Origin of the sequence: Zongyangia hominis (assembly GCF_014385095.1) — a bacterium.
GTDB classification, from domain to species: Bacteria; Bacillota; Clostridia; order Oscillospirales; family Ruminococcaceae; genus Zongyangia; species Zongyangia hominis.
Genome location: NZ_JACRTC010000005.1, coordinates 171,426 through 192,112, shown reverse-complemented (window position 1 = coordinate 192,112; position 20,687 = coordinate 171,426). Strand labels below are relative to the sequence as shown.

Here is a 20,687-nt window from a genome sequence, read left to right as displayed (position 1 = left end):
GTGCGCTGGAAAATGCCCGCGTGTAAAAAGGAAGGCCGCGTCGCGCTCTGCGTGCGGCACAATCTGATAGAAAGAAGGTTCTTCCCCATGAAAAAAATTGCCGTCATCGGTCTTGCCTGTGTCGATATTGTGGCTTCCCCCGTCAACGATTATCCCGAGATGGGGTCCATCTTCCCCACCGATTCCATCAAGCAGTTCGTGGGCGGCAACGCCGCCAACAGCTCCATCGACTTCTGCCGCCTGGGCGTGGGAAAGGACATCTCCCTTTGCTGTCATCTGGGGGACGACCCGCTGGGGCATTTTGTCATCCAGGAGCTAAAAAATCACGGCGTGGACACCCAGTACGCCGCCATGGACCCGTCGGTGGACACCACCGTTTCCATCGTCTACATCAACACCCAGGTCAACGACCGCTACGCCGTCCTCTGCCCGAGCTCCGCCTACGCCTTCCGCAGCGCGGACATCCCGGCCCAGATGATCGACGAAAGCGACATCGTCTTTGTCACCGGCCACATGATGCTGGGCAAATTCGACTACGAGTGCAATGAATTCCTCAAAGCGTGCCAGGAAAAGGGCAAGTTCACCGTCCTGGACGTCATGTGGGATTTGCAGGGCAAATGGATGGAGAAGATTGAAAAGGCCCTGCCCTATATCGACCTGTTCATGCCCAGCTACGACGAGTGCCGCTACATGACCGGCACCGAGGACATCCGGGAAATGCTGCGCGTCTTCCGGGAGAAGGGCTCGAAAGACATCGTCATCAAGTGGGGCAAGCGGGGCGTGGTCATCGCCAAATACGGCGAGGAGCCCTACATCATCACCCCCTGTGAAAACGTGGAAGTCTTAGACACCGTAGGCGCGGGCGACGCCTTCTGCACCGGCACCCTGACGGGTCTTGCCATGGGCAAGGACCTGGAAGAGGCCGCCAAACTTGGCAGCGCCGTTTCCGCCTACTGCATCCAAGGCGCCGGCACCTACTCGGGCGTGCGCTCGCTGGAAGAGACGGTGGCCTTCCTCAAGGACCATCCCACCCAGAAGCTGCCGCTCGAATAACATGCCTAACAAAAACAGCAAAAGAGCCGCTCGTAGTGAGCGGCTCTTTTTTTGTTATGGACCTGGCGGCTCCTGATCTGTCTCTTCGTACAGTTTCTCCCTTTTTTGGAGAATAGCCCGGCCGCGAAAATATACGGCAAACATGACCCGCGACGGCAGGGTCAGCACACACAGGAGAAGCCCCACCGCCATATAGCGGTATAAATAGAGCCACAAGGGGTGAAGCAGCAGTGCCTCTGGCAGCATCTCTTTAAAATCCCACCATACAAATGGAGAAAACAGGACGGCCAAAAGCAGGTATCCCATGGGCAGCACAAGCCCAATGCGCCAGCTTTTCCTTTTGGATAAAAATATTTCAATCACGACAAGCCCGAGAAAGAAAAATAACGGTTCGAGAGCGGCCAGCGGCGTCGCGTCCAGTACCACCTCTTTATTTCTTCTCCCCGAAGATTTCCAGCACCTTTTTATAAACAGCTTCTCCCAAACGGCGGTGGCTGTCGGCGTAGAGATGCAGCCCATCCTCCTTGGACGGCTCGCAGTAGAGGGCCGCGTCCAGGAAATGGACGCCGTTTGCTTCGGCGATTTCCCGGTAGTAGGGGGCGAAGAGCTTACTCTTCTCCACCGCTTCCATGCCAAACTCCAATCCCGCATGGGTGCCCGGATGATCGGGCGGGACAAAACCCACGAGGGGCGGCGCGATGAGCAAGATTTGGGGGATGCCGCCGTCCGGCCCGCACTCCGCCTTCTTGACGTGCTTGATCAGGGTTTCCATGCCCTTGGCGATGTCCCAGGCGTTACAGCTAAAACGCCCCTTGGCCGCGTTGGTGCCCAGCATCAAAATCACCAGGTCCAGCGGGTAGTGGCTCGCCAAACAAGGGTCCAGATAGGCAAGGCCGTCCTTGCCCTCCATGACCGGGTCTTCCCACACCGGGGTGCGGCCGTTGTTGCCTTCCTCCACCACGTGGTATTCGGCCCCCAGCAGGTCCCGCAGCACGCCCGGCCAGCGTGTATGAACGTCATAGCGCTGCTTGTCCATGGGACGGTAGCCCCAGGTGTTGGAATCGCCGTAACAAAGGATATCTTTCATAGGATGAACCTCCCCTTTTTTCTTACCTACCACTTTAGCACAGTTTTCCTCCCGGCTCAACGCCCGGCGAAAAAAGGGAAAGAGAAGATGCCTCCCGATTTTTGTACAATGTGATAAAAGTTAACCCTTTTGCTGCAAAAGGTCGTGCTTGATGTCCCACAGCTTTTGGGAGAGATCCACATAGTAGTTGTGAGGATTTTCAAACCGCTTGACCTCGTCCCAGAGCCGCTCCACCTGTTCGGCGCAGTAGGCCCGGATTTCCTCCACGGGCGGGCAGTCATAGACCCGTCTGCCCCCTTGGAAGATGGGGACCAGCAGCTCCTTGGCCGTGAAGTTATGCAGGGTCTTTTTCTTCCAGGTATAGTCCGGGTCAAAGATGGTCAAAGGTTTTGTGTCATCCACCGTTTCGTCGTGGACACAGATGAGGTCGGCCTCGGCCTTCCCCGTCTCCCGGTCAAAGAGACGGTACACCTTTTTGAAGTGGGGGTTGGTGATCTTGGCCGCATTTTCGCTGATCTTGATCTTGGGAATGATGTTCCCGTCCCGATCCTCCACGGCGGAGAGCTTGTAGACACCGCCGAAGACCGGATCGCTCTTGGAGGTGATGAGGCGCTCCCCCACGCCGAAGGAGTCCACCCTGGCCCCTTGGAGGAGGATGTCCCGGATGATGGTCTCGTCTAAGGAGTTGGAGGCCACAATCTTGCAGTCGGTGAGCCCCGCGTCGTCGAGCATCCTGCGCGCCTTTTTGCTCAGATAGGTGATATCCCCCGAGTCGATGCGGATGGCGCACTGGGTGATGCCCTGGGGTAAGAGCACCTCCTTAAAGGCGCGGATGGCGTTGGGAACCCCCGAGGAGAGGACGTTGTAGGTGTCCACCAGCAGCGTGGCGCTGTGGGGATAAATTTCGCAGTAGGTCCGAAAGGCCGTGTACTCGTCGTCGAACATCTGGACCCAGGAGTGGGCCATGGTGCCCCCGGCGGGCACGCCGTACCTTTGGTCGGAGAGGGTGCACGCGCTCCCCGCGCACCCGGCGATATAGGCGGCCCGAGCGCCCTCCACCGCGCCATCGGCCCCCTGGGCCCGGCGGGAGCCGAACTCGCTGACCGCCCGTCCCTGGGCGGCCCGGACAATCCGGTTGGCCTTGGTGGCAATCAGGGACTGGTGGTTGAGGCTGAGTAAAAGGAAGGTCTCCACAAACTGGGCCTCGATGGCCGGGGCCCGCACCGTCAAAATCGGCTCCCGGGGGAAGATGGGCGTCCCCTCGGGCACGGCGTAGATGTCGCCGGTAAAATGGAACGTGCGCAGATAGTCGAGAAATTCCTCGGAAAAGACGCCCTTGGAGCGGAGAAACGCGATGTCCTCCTCGTCGAAATGAAGGTGCTCGATGTAGTCGATGACCTGGGCGAGCCCGGCGGCGATGGCAAAGCCGCCCCCGTCGGGAACCGTGCGGAAAAAGACGTCAAAGTAGCTCACCCGGTCCCCCATCCCCGAAAGCAGGTAGCCGTTTCCCATGGTCAGCTCATAGAAGTCGCAAAGCAGCGTGTAGTTTTGTTCCCTGTTCATTTTGTTTCCTCCTGCCGCCCCAGGACGGTGACCTGGACGCCTTCCAGCACATCCAGGGTCTTTTGATGGAGCTCCCCATTCCCGGAAGCCGTGCAGCGGGCGTCCACCACAATGTCCGCCTCGGGCAGCGCGGCCTTGCACAGGACGGCGTTGGAGAGGACGCAGATGTTGGAGACAAGCCCGCACAGCTCGATCCGGTCGTAGCCTTTTCCCCTGACATATTCCGCCAGTTCGAGGGAGCCGAAAGTCGCCTTATCAAAGGAGCGGTCCCCCGCCTCCCGGCACGCGGCCACCCTTCCAAAAAGCTCCCAGCCGTCGCTTCCTTTAAGACAGTGGGGCACCGGCAGCTTCCTCCCCTCCTGGGTGACGCTGTAATCCTCCCCGTGGGTGTCAAAGGTGAAGATTACGTCCCCGCCCTCTCCCCGGTACTGCTCTATCTTTTCACAGATGGGCCCTTCCAACTTTTCGGCGCCCGAAAAGCCCAGGCTCCCTGTGACAAAGTCGTTTTGATAGTCCACCACAATCAGCGCTTTTTTCATCGTATCCCCTCCCGGTTTCTTTGTCTTGTAGCGCCCTGCCGGGCGCTTTTTCGCGGGGTCTTCCTCCCCTTTGATTATCATCATCATACACTTATTCTGTCCCGAAGACAAGTGAGTTACCACGGGGAAACCTCCTTTTTCCGCGCATCAAAAAAGAAGGGCGGAGCCCCTGGCTCCGCCCTTCTTTTGTCTTAGATATTTTCCATTTTGAGAGAGTCGATGATGTTTTCCTTTTTGACCTTGCGCCCCGAATAGAGCATGGTCATACCCACCACCAGGAAGACGCCCACCACAACGATGAGGACGCTCGACCAGGGGATGATCAAATCCAGGCGGAAGCCGCTGGTCAAAGCGGCGTTCATGGCGAGGATGGCCGCACCGCTGATGGGCAGGCCATAGAGGAGGGCTTTGAGGCCGTAGAAGATGCTCTCAAAGCGGATCATCCTGTTAAAGCCCTTGGGCGTCATGCCCACCGATTGGAGCATGGCGAACTCCCGGCGGCGCAGGGAAATGCTGGTGGAAATGGTGTTAAAGATGTTGGCCACGCAGATGGCCACGATGAGCACCACGAAACCGTAGGCAAACACCGAGATGATGAGCTGGAGGTTCTCGCCCTGCTGGCGCCGCTCAAAGAGGTTTGTGATATTGGCGGCCGTACTCGTCTTCTCCGAAAGCTCCTCCACGTCCTCCTGGAGGCCCATGGGGTCGGAGCTATTCATGAAGGCGATAGTCACCCGGTCCGGCCGAACCGGTTCGGGCACCATATCCCGGACGGCGTCGAAGACAGACTCGGACACGATGACCTGCAAATAGGTGGTCCGGCCGGTATTGTAAGCGCCGATGGGCAGCTGATTGGTCAGTCCCGCGATGGTGATTTCCCCAATCTGCTGCATCTGGGGCTCGACGGATTCTTCCCCCGTCATCTGGCTGTAATCGGCCACATCAAAGCTGAGTCCCAGCGTTTCCCCGGGGTTTGCCACCAGGATGCGTTCCTCCACCTTTTTCCCCTGCTCCTGATCGGTGTACTGAATCGTCCCCACCACGATGGCTGCGGGATGGTTGGGATCGGTCAGTTCCTCCAGGGGGACGCCGCAGTCCTTGGCGTAGGCGGCCAGGCTCGCGTCGTCCAAGGAAATCATGTGGACATCATAGGCGTAGCTCCCGTCATCCTCCGCTTCCATGGTGTTTTTGACATAAGGGGCCGCCTGTTTTTCATCCAGATAAGTCACATAGTCCTGGAGATCCGACTGGGAGTAGGAAGCAATCTTCTCCTGTTTGGAAAGCTGGTCTAAAAACACGGACACGTCGCTCTTGTCCCCGTAGTAGCAGGAGACCTGCATATCGTAGTTAGGGCCGTCCTGGGTGAAGGAGTAGACCTTTTGCAGGATGCCGGTAAAGGTGGCCACCGTCAAAAACAGCACCACGCTGATGATAAGGGAAAAGATGGTGGCCTTGTAGCGGCGGCGGTTGCGCTTGAGGTTTTTCAGTCCCAGTTCCGCCTCAAAGCCAAAGATTTTCCGGGTCACCTTGGAGGTTTTGACATCCTTCCCCCTCACGTCGATATCGTAGGTCTGGCGGATGGCCTCCACCGGGGTGATTTTGGAGGCCCGGCGCGCGGGAATCCAGGTGGAAATGAAGATGGTGATCACCGAGAAGAGGACCGCCGCCAGGATGGACGCCCAAGAGACCCGCACCAGCAGTTTCTGGCTGCCGCTAAAGAGGTTCTGGAGCATGGGATTGATGCAGAAGAAGGTGACCGCCATGCCCGCCAGTCCCGAAAGAATGCCCAGTGGGATACTGATGGCGCCGATAACCGCGCCCTCGAAGAAGACGGAACCCCGCTTCTGCTTCTTGGTGGCGCCCACACTTGCCAGCATCCCTAACTGGCGGGAGCGCTCGGACACCGAGATTGCGAAGGCGTTATAGATGAGGGAGATGGAGCCCACCATGATGATGACGATGACGATGCCCGCCACCGTGTAAAGGCTGTCCTGGATACCGTCGTTGCCGAAGACACCGTAGTAGCCCAACAGTGCGTTGTGAAATTCGGCGTCTAAATCCACCGCCTTACCGATGGCCATCCCTCTGTCGTAGATGGAGCTATCGATCTTTGAAAAGCGCACCGCCGCGTTGAGCGTCTCCCCGGCGGCCAGGGAATCGGGGTTTAAATCGGTGAACGCCAGATAGGCCGCGGAATTCGAATAAATCCAGTCCGGCTCCTTGACCACGCCGACGATGGTGTAGTCTTTGTGGACGCCGATGGGCTCCAAACGCTCCCTCTGGCCGCCTGGGTCGCTGTTTTGATAATAGGGCTCATAGATGCCCGGGTCGTCGTATTCGATGGGGTCTCCGTTCTCGTCGGTCTGGGACGATTGGATGACCCGGCGGGCGAGATCGGCGGAGAGGGTGTTGCCCACCCCGAAGAGAGGGCTTGCCCTTTTTAAGTCCTCGGTGATGACAATTTCATTGTCGTTTTGGGGCATGCGCCCTTCGATCAGCTCAATTTTATAGTTTTCAAAGCCCTGGGCGTTGTAGCTGCGGACCATGAGATAGGGCTTGTGCTGTGGGTCGGGGGAATGGGTGAGAGCCGCCCAGCCGACGTCCTTGGAAAGAAGCAGTTGGTCCTTAGGCTCCAGCTTTTCCTCCATCTTCCCCAGTTCCTCCTGAGGCAGGTCCCGGACCAGCAGATGCCAGTCGCCGTCGGTGGCGATGACCGAGCGCTGCATCAGGTCCATGAAGGAGATGGCGAAGGTGGAAACGGCGGTGATCATGGCCGCCGAAATGATGACGCCGATGATGGTGACCAGCGTCCGCTTGCGGTTGAGGCGCAGGTTGCGCAAAGTCAGCTTATTGACGATATTCATCTGCGAATCACCTCGTCCTTGGCGATTTTTCCATCCTCGATGGAGATAATCCGGTCGGCCTGCAGGGCGATGCGCTCATCGTGGGTGATGATCATCAGGGTCTGGTTGAAGCGCTTATTGAACATCTTGAGCAAGGAGATGATCTCGGCGCTGTTTTTACTGTCCAGGTTGCCGGTGGGCTCGTCGGCCAGGATGATGGCGGGGTTATTGATGAGCGCCCGGCCGATGCTCACCCGCTGCTGCTGGCCGCCGGAAAGCTGGTTGGGCAGGTGCTTGAGCCGCCCCTGGAGACCCAAGGATTGCAGGAGGCTGTGCATATGTTGCTTATCCACCTTCCGCTCATCCAAAAGAAGGGGGAGGGTGATGTTCTCCTCCACGTTGAGCACCGGAATGAGGTTATAAAACTGATAAATGAGGCCGATCTGACGGCGGCGGAACACCGCCAGCCCCGTCTCGTTCATCTGATAGATGTCGGTGCCGTCCACATAGACCTTGCCGCTGGTGGGCCGGTCCACGCCGCCCAGGATGTGCAGGAGGGTGGATTTGCCCGAACCCGAGGGTCCAATGATGGCGACAAACTCCCCCTTTTCCACTGAAAAAGACACATCGTCCAATGCACGCACCGCGGTTTCACCCGTGCCGTAGATTTTGGATAGGTTTTGAATCTTGAGTATTTCCATTCTAAAATTCCTCCTGTGGTGGATGATGAGTCTATCATAAAAGGGGCGGATGACACTCCGGTGACTTTCCCGTGACAATTTTGTCACAAAGAAATAGGAAATAATAGCCTGCGCGCCTTTCGCGCGTCGGGGCGGGGCGCATTACGCGAATGCGCATGAGCGGCTACAGGCTGTTTACGCATTGGCCGCCCCGCTCTCAAATGAGCTCTGCCGGACCGAGGGCTTCTCCGGTCCGGCAGCAGTTAGATCACCTGTTTATACATGCGGATGGTAAAGCAGGTCCCCAGCCCCGGCTGGCTTTTTACCTGCACATTGCCATGCTGGGAGACGAAGATGCTCCTGGCCATGGCGAGTCCGATTCCCACGCTCTCGTCGCTGGCGTTTTTACCCCGGTAAAACCGTTCAAAGATATGGGGCAGATCCTCCTTGTCGATGCCCTCCCCGTCATCCCAGATGCGGATTTGGGTGTAGATGGGGTTTTCCACCGCGTCCACGCCGATGTGGCCGCCGGGTCGGCTGTGCTCCACACAGTTTTTGAAGATGTTGATGAGGGCCTCCGCCGTCCAGTGCAGGTCGCAGACAAGATAAACGTCCTCCGGTACGTTGGTTTTGAGCTCAATTTCCCGCAATTCCACCGGAATACTCATGGTGAAAATCATCCGGTTGATGAGGTCCTTGACCTGGACGTGCTGCTCCTTAAACTCGATGGCGCCCGCGTCGATCTTGGATAGTTTGAGCAGGGAGGTGACCAGCCATTCAATCCGCTCCAGCTGAGTGCGGATATTGTCGGTAAACTCCATCCGCTTTTCCGGTGTCAGGGTCCGCTCGCTGAGCAGGTCGGTCATCACCATCATGGAGGTCAGGGGCGTTTTGAGCTGGTGGGAGATATCCGATAGCGCCTCGGCCAGGTACCGTTTGTCCTTGGTGAGCAGCTGGGTCTTCTCGGTAAGCATCAGCGCCATCTTGTAGATGTCGCTTTTGAGGATGCTCAGTTCCCCCTCGGCGCTGTCCCGAATGTCCAAGGAGTCTTGGCCGGCGCAGATACCTTGGAGATACTCGCTCAGGCGGGAAATTTCCCGGTACCGCCACCGGGTGAAGAGCAGCGCCGTCAGTAAGAGGACCGCCGCCATCCCACCGGCTACGGCGCCGGCGGCGGGACTGATCGTGCACACGATGGCCGTCCCGGCGGTGGCAAGGAACACAAACAGCAGGACAAACCGGCCAATTTCTCGATTTCTCAGCATCACGTCTTTTCCCCCTCCAACTTATAACCCAGGCCCCGGACGGTCTTGATAAGCGCCGGCTCCTGCGGGTTGTCTTCCAGCTTGTCCCGCAGCCGTTTGATGTAGACGGTGAGGGTATTGTCGTTGACAAAGTCCCCGGCCACGTCCCAAATGCCCTCCAACAGCTGCCCCCGGGAGAGCACCTGCCCTTCATTGGCGGCAAAGGTGAGCAGCAGCCGGTATTCCAGCGCGGTGAGTGGGATCTCCCGGTCGTCTTTGTAAACCTTCGCCTCCAAGGTGTTCAACCGGACAGGACCGAAGGCAAACACCGATTTGGCCGACTCCGACTTCCCGTACCGGCGCAGCACCGACTTGATGCGGGACATCAGCTCCCGGATGCGGAAGGGCTTGGTCACATAGTCGTCGGCGCCCATGTCCAGCCCCATGACCACATTGACTTCGTCGTCGCAGGCGGTAAGAAAGACCACCGGAATGTCGCCCTGCTCTTTGACCAGCCGGCACACCTCATAGCCGCTGCCGTCGGGCAACGTCAGATCCAACAGGCACAGATCAAATCGCTCATTTTCTATTTTCTCTTTGGCCGAGCGGACATTGCCGCAGACCACGGTTTCATAGCCTTCCTCCGTCAGCGAATATTCTAAACCGGACGCAATGATCCGGTCGTCTTCCACAAGCAGAATACGCATGGCGTTTGCCTTCCTTCCCCGAAAATACTGTCCTTATTATACTGTATCCCGGCGGTGTTTGCATGACTAATTTGTCATAATCGAGAGAGTTCCCTTCCGTTATCCGGGACGCTTGTGTCTTTTCTCCCCCTCCCTTAGAAAAAAGGGGTGGACAACCATCCCAAAATCTGCTATAATATTTTTTGCATTCGGAGGCATAGCTCAGCTGGTTAGAGTGCTTGCTTCACACGCAAGAAGTCGAGGGTTCGAGTCCCCCTGTCTCCACCAAATAAAAAAACAACCCGTTCAAATGGACGGGTTGTTTTTTTATTTAACGGCGTCTACGAGTGGTCGTATCCTGCATGCCTTCTCTTGGCGCTTTTCCTTGATCGAAAGCTGCGCGCCCGCGGCTGACAAAGTGATCCCATCAGCCGATCGGCAGCGATATGCCGGCGCATCTGTTTTCGCTATCACACACAAAAACAGCCGCTTCGTTTGAAGCGGCTTGTTTGATTTAACCGTGGTATCAATAGGTGTCCGGCGCGCTCTCCTCCTGCTTGACGATCTTGACCACCCGGCTGGTCCCCAGGCGGCTGGCTCCCAACTCGACGAAGTCCTGGGCGTCTTGGAGGCTGGCGATGCCGCCGGCCGCCTTGATCTTCACCTCCGGCCCCACATGAGCCTTAAAGAGAGCCACATCCTCCCGGGTAGCGCCGCCGGTGGAAAATCCGGTGGAGGTCTTGATATAATCGGCCCCCGCAGCGGTGACGATCTCGCACATCTTGATCTTTTCCTCCTCAGTGAGCAGGCAGGTCTCGATGATGACCTTGAGGAGCCTTCCGCCGCAGGCTTCCTTGATGGCCCGGATTTCAGCCAGAACCTCATCATAGCGGCGGTCCCGGAGCATACCGATATTGATGACCATGTCAATCTCATCGGCGCCGTTTTGCACCGCGTCCTTAGTCTCCGCAACCTTGGCGGCTGTCGTCATATAGCCGTTGGGGAACCCAATGACGGTACAGATGGCGAGTTTGCCCGCCACATATTCCTTGGCGTCCTTGACATAACAAGGCGGGATGCAAACGCTTGCCGTGTGATAGCGGATGCCGTCGTCGCACAGCGCGAATATTTCCTGGCGGGTGGCCGTCTGCGAAAGCAGGGTGTGGTCCACCATCGATAAGATTTTTTGAATGTCCATCTTCTATCTCCTTTTCTGTGGGGCTAATGCTCCCGGAACTGATCTCCCCACTGTTCCATGGGGAGAGCGCCTTCTATGTTATTTTATCATGTCAAATCCCCATTGTCGATAAGCGAAACAAGGCTTATCTTGCCGAAACAGTCCCGTTTTGCCGATGTATGTCAGTCAAACAGGCTCATCTGCTTTGCTTCCTGCGCTTTTCTGACATGGGTCATGGATGCTTGCAGATGCTCCCGGGGCAGCGCGGCAAGGAACGGGGAGGGCTCGGAAGAGGTCATTATAATTAACTCCTCCTTGGCCCGGGTGAGGCCCACGTAAAAGAGTCGCCGCTCCTCCGCGGGGTCGGTGGGGTGGCGGGAGGAAACGAGAGGCAGAGAGCCTTTATTCACCCCCCAAAGGAATACCACCGGAAATTCCAGGCCCTTGGCCCCATGGAGGGTCATTAGCCGCACCGCGCCGCTTTGGTAGGATTTTTGCGCCGCCCGTCTGAGATCCCCCTCCGTCCCCAGGGCCAAATTGTCCAAAAACTCCGTCATCTTTTTATCAAAAACCGCCATGTGCGTGAGCTTTTCCAGTGGCGGATGATCGTTGAGACCACAGGCCAAACGGAAATCCTCCAGGAGCTTGTAGGGGCTTTCCTTGGCGCACCGGGGGAAAAATTCCCGGGTGAGAGCCCCCCACTGCCGCAGATGTCCAGCGTTTTCAAAAGCCGCCAGCAGGGCGTCGATGCCTTCCTCCATCCCCTGGCCATGCTCTTTCCACCACGCCCCCGCGCTCTGGGCCAAGTCCGCGGGACAGTTCCAAAGGAGGCTGAGGCTTTGTTGGAGGGAGAGGCCGTCGCCGGGCCGCAAAAGCGCGCGGAAAAACGCCGCCGTCCCCCGCACCTTCTCGTCGGTGAGAAAGTCCTCCCGGCCGTGGACGACATAGGGGATGCTCTCTTGGCGCAGGCACTTTTCCAGGAGCCTCGCCTCGTGGTGGGTGCGGTAGAGCACCGCGATGTCGTCAAAGGAGCGCACCGGCCCGCCCTCTCCCCGCCCGGATGATGCCTGGGCTTCCAGCATGTCCACGCCGCCCACCATCCTCCCGATTTCCTTGGCCACAAAGATGCCCTCGGCTAGGGCGCTCTCCGCCGTGACGAGGCGCACCGGTGCGCCGTCCGTCCGGTGGGGCGTGAGGGGGCGCTCCTTCCCGTCCTCCCCGGCGATGGCCGCCAGGGCGCAGGAGATGATGGGCGGCGTGGAGCGGTAGTTTGTTTTGAGATGGATGGTGCGAAGCCCCGGCATGTCATCCGCCAGCCGCGCAAAGCAGCGGGCGTCCGCCCCCCGGAAGCCGTAGATGGACTGGTCCGGGTCGCCGATGACAAAGAGGCTCTTTCCCCCCGCGTTCCAGGCGCGCACCAGCTCATACTGCAAAGGGCTCACGTCCTGAAATTCATCCACCAGCAGATAGGAAAAGGCCTTCGCCTTCTTTTGGGGGAGCTTCTGTTCCAGCGCTTGGATGAGTAGGTCGTCAAAGTCCAGCGCCCCCGCCTGGGCCGTCAGCTCCCGATAGCGTTCCAGCGCCCCTGCCGGGAGACTGTCCTCCACCCCCGCTTTGCGGCGGGACACCTCCTCAAGGAATTTGCGCGGAGAGAGGCGCAGCCCTTCCTCCCGGAGGACCTGGGCGGCCAGGTCCTCCGCCGCGCTCTCGTCGAGCAGCGCCACGGGCGCGCCGTCCCCGTCAAGCAGGTGCAGACAGAGGGAGTGGAAAGTGCCGATTTGCATGCGGCCCACCTTCCGCTTGTCTCCAAACTGGATTTCCAGCCGTTCGAGCATCTCGGCGGCCGCTTTATTGGTAAAAGTGACGGCGGTGATCTCGGAGGGTTTCACCCCCCGCTCCTGCACGAGGTAAGCGATGCGGGAGACCAGCGTTTTGGTCTTGCCCGTACCAGGCCCCGCGATGACCGCCACTGCGGGGTCGGAGGCTGTCACGGCCGCCAATTGTTCTTCGTTGAGCCCTTCCAGGAGCCCGGCGGGCGGCTGGGAGGTTTCTTCTCCCTTTGTTTTCCCGCTTTTCCCCGCGTCGTTTCGGCCCGCCCGCTTCCGCTTCCCACCCGGGGCCGCCGGGCCGGAAGCGCCGAAGAGGGAGATTTGTCCGCTGTAAATGTCCCGTTCCTCGGGGCTTAACAGGGCGATGGTGCCGTACTCCCCGTCAAAGCCGGGGCTGCGGCTAACTTTGCCCGCCCGAAGACGGCGAATGCCCTCGGCGATGGCCGGTCCCGCCGCCCTCTCGATGTCTGTGACGGAGATCTCCCGCAGGATGGCAAATTCGTTCCCTAAGTCCCGGAGCATGGCTTCATACCGGTCCCGGACCTTGACGCTTGTTGCCGAGAACCCGCAGCAGGCCGCGATGACTTCGGGCAGCGGCACCAGGCTTTCATAGTCCTTGGCGCCTTTGGGCCGGTACCCCGCCTCCCGGTCGGAGAGCTGGTCCACCCGGTGCTGGACCCCCACCGTGATCTTCCTGCCGCACACCGGGCATTTTCCCTCCAGCCGGTCGGTTTCGGCGGGCTCTAAACAGACCCCGCATCCACGGTGGCCGTCGTAGTGATATTTCCCCTCCTCCGGGAAAAACTCGATGGTGCCCGCAAAGCCCTCCCCCGTCTCCACGGCCCTTTTGAGGTCGGGATAGGTGAGGGGGATGTCGAGCAGATTGGCCTCCCTCCCCAGCTTGGCCGGGGAATGGGCGTCGGAGTTGGAGACGAGGGTATAGCCGTCCAGGGCGGAAATCTGCCAGTTCATGGCGGGGTCGGAGGAGAGCCCCGTTTCCAGCGCCCGGATATAGGGCGTCAGGTCCTCGAAACACTCCTCGATGCTGTCAAAGCCGGAGAAGGCCCCAAAGAGGGAAAAGTGGGGCGTCCAGATGTGGGCGGGAATGAAGAGGGCCTCGGGACAGGCTTCCAGCGTAATTTCCAGCAGGTCCCGGCAGTCGAGCCCCAGGATGGGTCGTCCGTCCGAATGGATGTTGCCGATGGCCTCCAGCCGGTGGGAGAGGGCGTCCGCCGCCTCCAGGCTGGGGAGCAATATCAGGCTGTGGACCTTGCGGGTCCGCCCGTTTTTCTTATAGATGGAGCTGATTTCCCCGGTGATGACAAACTGAGGGCCTCCCTTTTCCCCAGCGGGCGCGTCGGGGAGAACCGCTTCCTCCTTGAGCCGGTAGAGCCCCTCCCCGGCGGGGACGAGCTTCTCCCGCAGTTCCTCCCGCCAGGCAGGATGGGTGAAATCCCCTGTACCCAGAAGATCGATGCCCTTGCGCCGGGCCCAAAAATCCAGCTGCTCGGGAACGCAATCCCGGCTGGTGGCCCGGGAGTAGCGGGAATGGATATGCAAATCGGCAATGGTCATAATCTGTCACCTGCTCCCCTCAAGATAGTCCCATTATACCGGTTTCTTTTCCCCTGCGCAATGTACTCCGACCGCTTTCCTCCCCCGTTTTCCCAGGAAAAGCCATAGAGAGCGGGGAAACATTCCCGGCTTTGGGCACGAGTTGGGGCCATAGAATAAGAAAAACATCCGGTGAAACAGCTTTTAGCCATTCATCGGATGTTTAGGTGGCTGCCCGACTAGGATTTGAACCCAGACAAACAGAGTCAGAGTCTGTCGTGCTACCCTTACACAATCGGGCAATATCGCATCAGCAACATTTAATATTATAGAGATTCACATCTCAAATGTCAAGGGGGAAAATAAAAAAATTTTCCTGGTTCTTCCCCTGCATTTACCTGCCCCCCGCCGGCCGGATTTTTTTGTCGAGAGTCCTTGTATTCTCCCTTATTCCTTGCTAAAATAAGAAGAAATGCCGTAAGGGGTCATTTTGTCCACAGGAGGTCATCGAACTTATGTTGTCCAGACATCTTATCGATCTTGACGATCTTTCCCTCAGTGATCTGCACAGTATCCTACAACTTGCTCATGAAATCAGAGAGCGGCCGGGTGATTATTTTGGCGCATGTCAGAATAAGATTCTTGCCACTCTTTTTTATGAGCCTTCCACCCGCACCCAGATGTCTTTTCAAACGGCCATGCTCCGTTTGGGCGGCCAGACCATCGGTTTTGACAATCCCCTCAACTCCTCGGTGGCCAAAGGGGAAAACCTGAAGGACACCATCAAAATCGTCAGCGGCTACGCCGACATCATCGCCGTGCGCAACCCCCAGGAGGGCTTTGCCAAGGCCGCGTCCCTCTATTCCAATTGCCCCATCATTAACGCGGGGGACGGCGGACATCTCCACCCCACCCAGACGCTGACCGACTTGACGACACTGATGGAAGTCAAGGGGGATCTCCACGGGCTGACCATTGGGATGTGCGGGGACCTCAAAAACGGACGAACCGTCCATTCTCTGATCAAAACAATGTGTCATTTCCGATCCAAGTTTGTGCTCATTTCCACGCCGGAACTGACCGTGCCCCAGTACATCAAAGATATTATGGACGCTTCGGGCTGTCCTTATACAGAGCTCACCACATTAGAGGAGGCCATGCCGCTGTTGGACGTGCTCTACATGACCCGCATCCAGCGGGAGAGATTTTCTTCCCCCGAGGAATATGAGCGGCAGAAAAACGTCTATGTCCTGGACAAGCGAAAGATGGCCCTCGGGCGCAAGGAGCTCAAAGTCCTCCATCCCCTGCCCCGGGTGGACGAAATCGAACCGGAGGTGGACGACGACCGCCGGGCCATCTACTTCGACCAGGCCATCTACGGCATGTACGCCCGGATGTCCCTCATCATCCATATGCTTGACGAAAAAAACCACTACCCCGTCCAGTTCGGGAAATCCTATCGGGCCAAATGCCAGAACCCCCGCTGTGTCACCCAGCAGGAGCGCTACCTGCCCAGCACCTTTACAGATTGCGGCGACATGCTCATCTGCGACTACTGCGACGGCCGTACCCTGATCTGACCCGTTACCTTCTCGGGTTTAGGGGTACGAATTGAATAGAAATGGAAAGCGGCCGGTTGACGGTCGCTTTTTTCGTAGAATCCGGGCATTTTTCGGCGGATGAGAAAGTAAACTGCATGAAATATTGCAAAAATGGCGGATGTTGATGTATAATAGATACTGTTGCGATGGTTCTTTACTTACAAGGAGGTTTTCACTGTGAGTGTCATGCATTTTGATAAAGACAATTTTGAAAAGGAAGTCCTGCTCAGCTCCCATCCGGTGATCGTGGACTTTTGGGCGCCCTGGTGCGCGCCCTGCCGGATGCTGGCCCCCATTCTGGAGGAAGCGGCGGCGGAAGCTGGTCCCAACGTCATTGTGGGCAAAGTCAACATCGACGAAGAGATGGATTTGGCCTCCCGCTACTCGGTTATGAGTATCCCCACCATTGTCCTGTTCCGCAGCGGCAAGGAAGCGGCCCGGCTCGTGGGCGTTCAGACCAAAGAGGACATCCTCCACATGCTGGAAGATTAACGGCACCCATGCAAAAGGCTTCACGCATTTTCGCGTGAAGCCTTTTTTCTGTCTATAGGTCTTTTCCCCACCAGTCGGTCTTTAGCCACCGCCTGCGGGACAATATCATTTCGCTTTGATCATACACCCGGAAAATGGCTGCATCATCAGGTCTACGCCGCACTGGATGGGACCCCGCTCCTTGGTGCGGAGGACCTTTTCCATGCTGCCCTTTCCGCCGTACTGAGGCTCCGCCGTGTCGAGGAGCACTTCGTATTCCCCCGGACGCCCCACACCCAGCATATAGTTGTGGGCTGGCCGGTCGGAGAGGTTGAGGACCACGTAAATTTTTTCGTCCAAGGTGCTGCGCTCATAGGCAAAGAGGGCGGGATACCGCTCCCCTTGGTCCACCCAGCGAAACCCCATGGCGTTATAGTCCTCCTGGAAGAGGGTCTTTTCCTCCCGGTACAGGTGCTGCAGACGCCTGAAATAGCGCCAGAACGCGTCATGGGCGGGGTAGGTCAGCAGGTTCCATCCCAGCTCCTGATCCTCGTCCCACTCCTTAAATTCCGCCAGCTCGTTGCCCATGAAGTTGAGCTTTTTCCCTGGGTGGGTCATCATGTAGAGGTAGAGGCACCGCAGCTGATCGAACTTCTGGCCGTAATCGCCGTAGAGCTTGTCGATGATGGTCCGCTTGCCGTGGACCACCTCGTCGTGGGAGAAGGGCAGGATAAAGATGTCCTGATAAAAGTAACTCATGGAGTGGACAAACTTGCCCCGGTGCCGCTCCCTATCCAAGGGCGGCAGGGCGAAGTAATCCAGGGTGTCGTGCATCCAGCCCAGGCTCCATTTGTAGTCAAAGCCCATGCCGCCGTAGACCACCGGCGCCGTCACCTTCAGACACTCGGAGGAGTCCTCGGCGATGAGCATGGCGGTGGGATGGCGCTGGCTGATGGCGAAGTTGCAGCTGCGCAGGAACCAGACCCCCGCCTCGTTGACGCCTCTGCCCGGGTCGCCGTCGTGGTAGAGGAGGTTGGACACCGCGTCGTAGCGCACCCCATCAAAGTGGTAGCGGGAGAGCCAGAAGTCGATGGACGACATGAGAAAGCTGAGGACGTGGGGCTTGGTAAAATCAAAGAGGGCCGTCCCCCACTGGCTGTACCGCCTGTCCTCAAAATCGCTCTCGTAGAGGAAGCCGCCGTCAAACAGGTGCAGGGCGAAAAAGTCCCGCACAAAGTGAAGCGGCACAAAGTCTAAGATGACGCCGATACCCGCCTGGTGGCAGGCGTCGATGAGGCGCATGAGCTGTTCCGGGGTCCCGTAGCGGCTGGTGGGCGCAAAGTAGCCAGTGACCTGATAGCCCCAGGATCCGTCGAAGGGATATTCGGTGAGGGGCATAAGCTCGATGTGGGTGTATCCCATCTCCCGCACATAGGGGATGAGCTCTGCCGCCAGTTCCTCATAGTTTAGGAACCGCCCGTCCTCCAAAGCGTTTTTTTGCTTCCAGGACCCGGCGTGGACTTCGTAGATGTTCAGAGGCGCGTTGTAGTTTTTCTCCCGCTTTTCCATCCACGCCCCGTCGCCCCAGGAAAAGCCCTCCATCCCGCAGACGATGGAGGCCGTATTGGGCCGGCGCTCGCAGGAAAAGGCGAAGGGGTCCGCCCGGTCGTAGACTTCTCCGTCGGCCGTGGTGATGCGGTATTTATAGAGGTCTCCCGCCTTGGCCCCACCGACGAACGCGCTCCAAACGCCGCTCCCTTCCCGTTTCATCCCCCAGCCGTTCCAGTCGTTGAAGGCGCCGATGAGCTCCACCCGGGCCGCGTTTGGCGCGTAGACGGTAAAACGCGCGCCCTCCTGCCCATCCTCCCGGCAGAGATGGGCGCCGAATATTTCATAGCCGGTCTGGGACGCGCCGTGTAAGTAGGTCGACAAGGCGAAAGAATCGAGTGCCATGATGATGCCCCCTTTTATGTCCGCTATTTGAGATTGGCGATGGTGACGCCGCTCTCCCCTTCCCCATAGACCCCCAGACGGAAGTCCTTGACGCTCGGATGCTTTTTGAGATGGGTCTGCACCGCGCTGCGCAACGCCCCCGTCCCCTTGCCGTGGATAATGGTGATGGTGCCCAGATCCGCCATGACGGAGCTGTCAATGAAGAGGTCCAGCTCCATGAGCGCTTCCTCCACCATCATGCCCCGCAGGTCGATCTCCGTTTTGACCGACATATTCATTTTCTTCGTATTGGTCCTCACATTGCGGGTGGAGGAGAAAACGGGCTTCTTGGGCTGGTTTTCGATGAGCCGCAGGTTTTTCAGATGGACTTTGGTCTTGACAATGCCCGCCTGTACCTGGACAAACTCGCCGTCCGGCGGCGCGATGACCGTGCCCCGCTTGTCGATGTCCACAATGAGGACCTCGTCCCCCTGTTTGAGCTTGCGCGGCAGGCGGTAGCCCTCGTTGGACTTTGCCACCACCGGATTGGAGGCGTCCTCCAGCCGTTCCAGCTTGGCCTTGAGCTCGCTTTTGGCACGGGCCGCCATGGCCGCGTAGTTTTCGTTTTCCTTCTGCTTGCGAATTTCTTCAATTTCATCCAAGAGCTTCTGGGAGTCGTATTTGACCTGCTCGACCAGGCGCTTGGCCTGGGAGCGGGCCCGCTCGATCTCTAAATCCTTTTGTTTTTCCAGATTCGCCTTCTCTTTTTCCATGTCCCGCCGGCGCATTTCCAGCTCCATGCGCAGACGTCTGGCCTCGTCCCGCTCCCCTTCCAGCTCCTGGCGGGATTTTTCCAGATCGGACACCACGTCCTCAAACCGGATGTGCTCCCCGCTCATCAGCTCCTTGGCCCGGTCCACGATGTCCTGGCCGAGGCCCAGGCGCTGGGAGATGGCAAAGGCGTTGGAGCGCCCCGGCATGCCAATGAGCAGCCGGTAGGTGGGGCTGAGCGTCGCCACGTCGAACTCACAGCAGGCGTTTTCCACGCCGGGGGTGTTGAGGGCGTACATTTTCAGTTCCGCATAGTGGGTGGTGGCGGCGATTTTACAGCCCCGTTCCCGCAGCCGCTCCAGGATGGCCGCGGCCAACGCCGCGCCCTCCACCGGGTCGGTGCCCGCGCCCAGCTCGTCTAAGAGCACCAGGGTGTTTTCGTCTGCGGTGTCCAGAATCTTCACGATGTTGGTCATGTGGGCGGAGAAGGTGGACAGGCTCTGTTCGATGCTCTGCTCGTCGCCAATGTCCGCCAGCACATGGTCGAAGACGCTGACCTCGCTGCCGTCAAAGGCGGGCAGGAGGAGGCCGCACATGGCCATGGCACAGAAAAGGCCCAGGGTTTTTAAGGACACCGTCTTGCCGCCAGTGTTGGGGCCGGTGATGACCAAGGTGTCAAAGTCCCGGCCCAGGGAAATATCGGTGGGAACCACGTGCTTGGGGTCAATGAGGGGATGGCGGGCCTTGATGAGGTTGACGACCCCGTCATTTCGCACCACCGGGACGCTGGCCTTCATCTTGTAGGCGAGCCGGGCCTTGGCGAAGATGATGTCCAGCTCGATGAGGGCGTCGTAGCTTTCAATGATTTCGTCGGCAAACTCCCCCGCCTGGGCGGAGAGGGCGGCGATAATCCGGTCGATCTCGGTCTGCTCCTTGGCGCGGAGGACCTTGATTTCGTTGTTGGCCTCCACCACGCTCATGGGCTCGATAAAGAGGGTGGCGCCGGAGCCGGAGGTGTCGTGGACCAGGCCCTTGACCTCGTTTCTAAACTCGCTTTTGACCGGCACCACAAACCGGCCGTCCCGGATGGTGACGATCTGCTCCTGCAAAAATTTGGCGTAGGTGGACGAATGGATAATTTTATCCAATACATGCCGGGCGTGGAGCCCCGCGTTCACAATTTTCCTGCGGATGTCCTGTAAATCCCGGCTGGCGGTGTCGGCGAGGGTTTCCTCGCTGAGAATGGCGGAAGTGATGGCGTCCTCCAACTCCCTGTTCTGCACAAGGCAGGAGAAAAGCTGAGAGAGCTCGCTTCCCATATTTTCGCACTGGCGCCGCCACTGGCAAAGCCCTCGGATGGTGCGCAGCACCTCCGCGATATGTAGCAGCTCCCCAAGCCCGATGGAGGCCCCCACCTGGGCGCGGCGCAAAGGGCCCGCCACATTCTGGATGTGCAGGATGGTGGGGGAGCCGTAGCGTGCGGTCAGGCTGTGGGCATCGGAGGTGCGGCGGATGAGCAGCTGTACCCGCTCGAAGTCAAAGGATGGTTCGATGGCAAGGGCCCTCTCCCTGGCGTCGTCGAAGCTCGTCTCCTCGGCCAGCATGGAGAGGACCTTGTCAAGCTCCAGCACTTTGAAATGTCTCGCTAAGTTCATAG

15 protein-coding genes and 2 tRNA genes are annotated in these 20,687 nt (G+C 58.5%); 4 read left to right on the top strand and 13 right to left on the bottom strand.

All coding sequences use genetic code 11. The features are described from left to right. The first annotated feature begins 87 nt into the window (after positions 1–87). Complete coding sequence (locus H8709_RS08635; protein WP_262397975.1) at positions 88–1,053, top strand: carbohydrate kinase family protein; 966 nt, start codon at positions 88–90, stop codon at positions 1,051–1,053. 54 nt (positions 1,054–1,107) lie between these two features. Here H8709_RS08635 and H8709_RS08630 read toward each other — a convergent pair whose 3' ends face one another. The 8 genes from H8709_RS08630 to H8709_RS08595 all read right to left on the bottom strand — a co-directional run bounded on the left by H8709_RS08630 (position 1,108) and on the right by H8709_RS08595 (position 9,716). Then, the gene (locus H8709_RS08630; protein ID WP_262397974.1) at positions 1,108–1,479 is read right to left on the bottom strand and encodes a hypothetical protein; all 372 of its coding nucleotides are present in this window, start codon (positions 1,477–1,479) and stop codon (positions 1,108–1,110) included. A 4-nt stretch (positions 1,480–1,483) separates the two neighbouring features. Then, the gene (locus H8709_RS08625) at positions 1,484–2,140 is read right to left on the bottom strand and encodes an SGNH/GDSL hydrolase family protein (protein ID WP_262397973.1); all 657 of its coding nucleotides are present in this window, start codon (positions 2,138–2,140) and stop codon (positions 1,484–1,486) included. A gap of 120 nt (positions 2,141–2,260) precedes the next feature. Continuing rightward, positions 2,261–3,703 carry a nicotinate phosphoribosyltransferase gene (locus H8709_RS08620; protein WP_262397972.1) on the bottom strand — a complete coding sequence of 481 codons (1,443 nt, stop codon included), beginning with the start codon at positions 3,701–3,703 and terminating at the stop codon, positions 2,261–2,263. After that, entirely contained in the window at positions 3,700–4,242 is a 543-nt protein-coding gene (locus H8709_RS08615; RefSeq protein WP_262397971.1) for a cysteine hydrolase family protein, read from the bottom strand. The genes H8709_RS08620 and H8709_RS08615 overlap by 4 nt, the downstream gene beginning before the upstream one ends. A gap of 191 nt (positions 4,243–4,433) precedes the next feature. After that, on the bottom strand, positions 4,434–7,106 hold the full coding sequence (locus H8709_RS08610) for an FtsX-like permease family protein (RefSeq protein ID WP_262397970.1): 2,673 nt from the start codon (positions 7,104–7,106) through the stop codon (positions 4,434–4,436). Next, complete coding sequence (locus tag H8709_RS08605; protein WP_262397969.1) at positions 7,103–7,786, bottom strand: ABC transporter ATP-binding protein; 684 nt, start codon at positions 7,784–7,786, stop codon at positions 7,103–7,105. The genes H8709_RS08610 and H8709_RS08605 overlap by 4 nt, the downstream gene beginning before the upstream one ends. A gap of 242 nt (positions 7,787–8,028) precedes the next feature. Continuing rightward, positions 8,029–9,030, bottom strand: a complete 1,002-nt coding sequence (locus H8709_RS08600) for a sensor histidine kinase (protein WP_262397968.1) — start codon at positions 9,028–9,030, stop codon at positions 8,029–8,031. Further along, on the bottom strand, positions 9,030–9,716 hold the full coding sequence (locus tag H8709_RS08595; RefSeq protein ID WP_262397967.1) for a response regulator transcription factor: 687 nt from the start codon (positions 9,714–9,716) through the stop codon (positions 9,030–9,032). The genes H8709_RS08600 and H8709_RS08595 overlap by 1 nt, the downstream gene beginning before the upstream one ends. A gap of 190 nt (positions 9,717–9,906) precedes the next feature. On the opposite strand from H8709_RS08595, the gene H8709_RS08590 reads away from it, so the two are divergent. Next, positions 9,907–9,983, top strand: a tRNA-Val gene (locus H8709_RS08590). Between the two features lie 238 nt (positions 9,984–10,221). Here the strand turns inward: H8709_RS08590 and deoC are convergent. The 3 genes from deoC to H8709_RS08575 form a co-directional block, all read right to left on the bottom strand. Further along, positions 10,222–10,893: a deoxyribose-phosphate aldolase gene (gene deoC / locus H8709_RS08585; protein WP_262397966.1), complete on the bottom strand. Its 672-nt coding sequence runs from the start codon at positions 10,891–10,893 to the stop codon at positions 10,222–10,224. 161 nt (positions 10,894–11,054) lie between these two features. Then, a complete protein-coding gene (locus H8709_RS08580) occupies positions 11,055–14,276 on the bottom strand; it encodes a UvrD-helicase domain-containing protein (RefSeq protein WP_262397965.1) in 3,222 nt (1,073 codons plus the stop codon). A gap of 207 nt (positions 14,277–14,483) precedes the next feature. Next, a tRNA-Gln gene (locus H8709_RS08575) sits at positions 14,484–14,557 on the bottom strand. A gap of 213 nt (positions 14,558–14,770) precedes the next feature. On the opposite strand from H8709_RS08575, the gene pyrB reads away from it, so the two are divergent. Both pyrB and trxA read left to right on the top strand, forming a co-directional pair. Beyond that, entirely contained in the window at positions 14,771–15,835 is a 1,065-nt protein-coding gene (pyrB, locus tag H8709_RS08570; RefSeq protein ID WP_262397964.1) for an aspartate carbamoyltransferase, read from the top strand. A 207-nt stretch (positions 15,836–16,042) separates the two neighbouring features. Further along, complete coding sequence (gene trxA, locus H8709_RS08565; RefSeq protein ID WP_316248754.1) at positions 16,043–16,348, top strand: thioredoxin; 306 nt, start codon at positions 16,043–16,045, stop codon at positions 16,346–16,348. A 105-nt stretch (positions 16,349–16,453) separates the two neighbouring features. Here the strand turns inward: trxA and glgB are convergent, their stop codons facing one another. Together glgB and H8709_RS08555 are read right to left on the bottom strand one after the other, a co-directional pair. Beyond that, a complete protein-coding gene (gene glgB, locus H8709_RS08560; RefSeq protein WP_262397962.1) occupies positions 16,454–18,280 on the bottom strand; it encodes a 1,4-alpha-glucan branching protein GlgB in 1,827 nt (608 codons plus the stop codon). A gap of 23 nt (positions 18,281–18,303) precedes the next feature. Then, positions 18,304–20,685 carry an endonuclease MutS2 gene (locus tag H8709_RS08555; RefSeq protein WP_262397961.1) on the bottom strand — a complete coding sequence of 794 codons (2,382 nt, stop codon included), beginning with the start codon at positions 20,683–20,685 and terminating at the stop codon, positions 18,304–18,306. Positions 20,686–20,687: the final 2 nt, after the last annotated feature.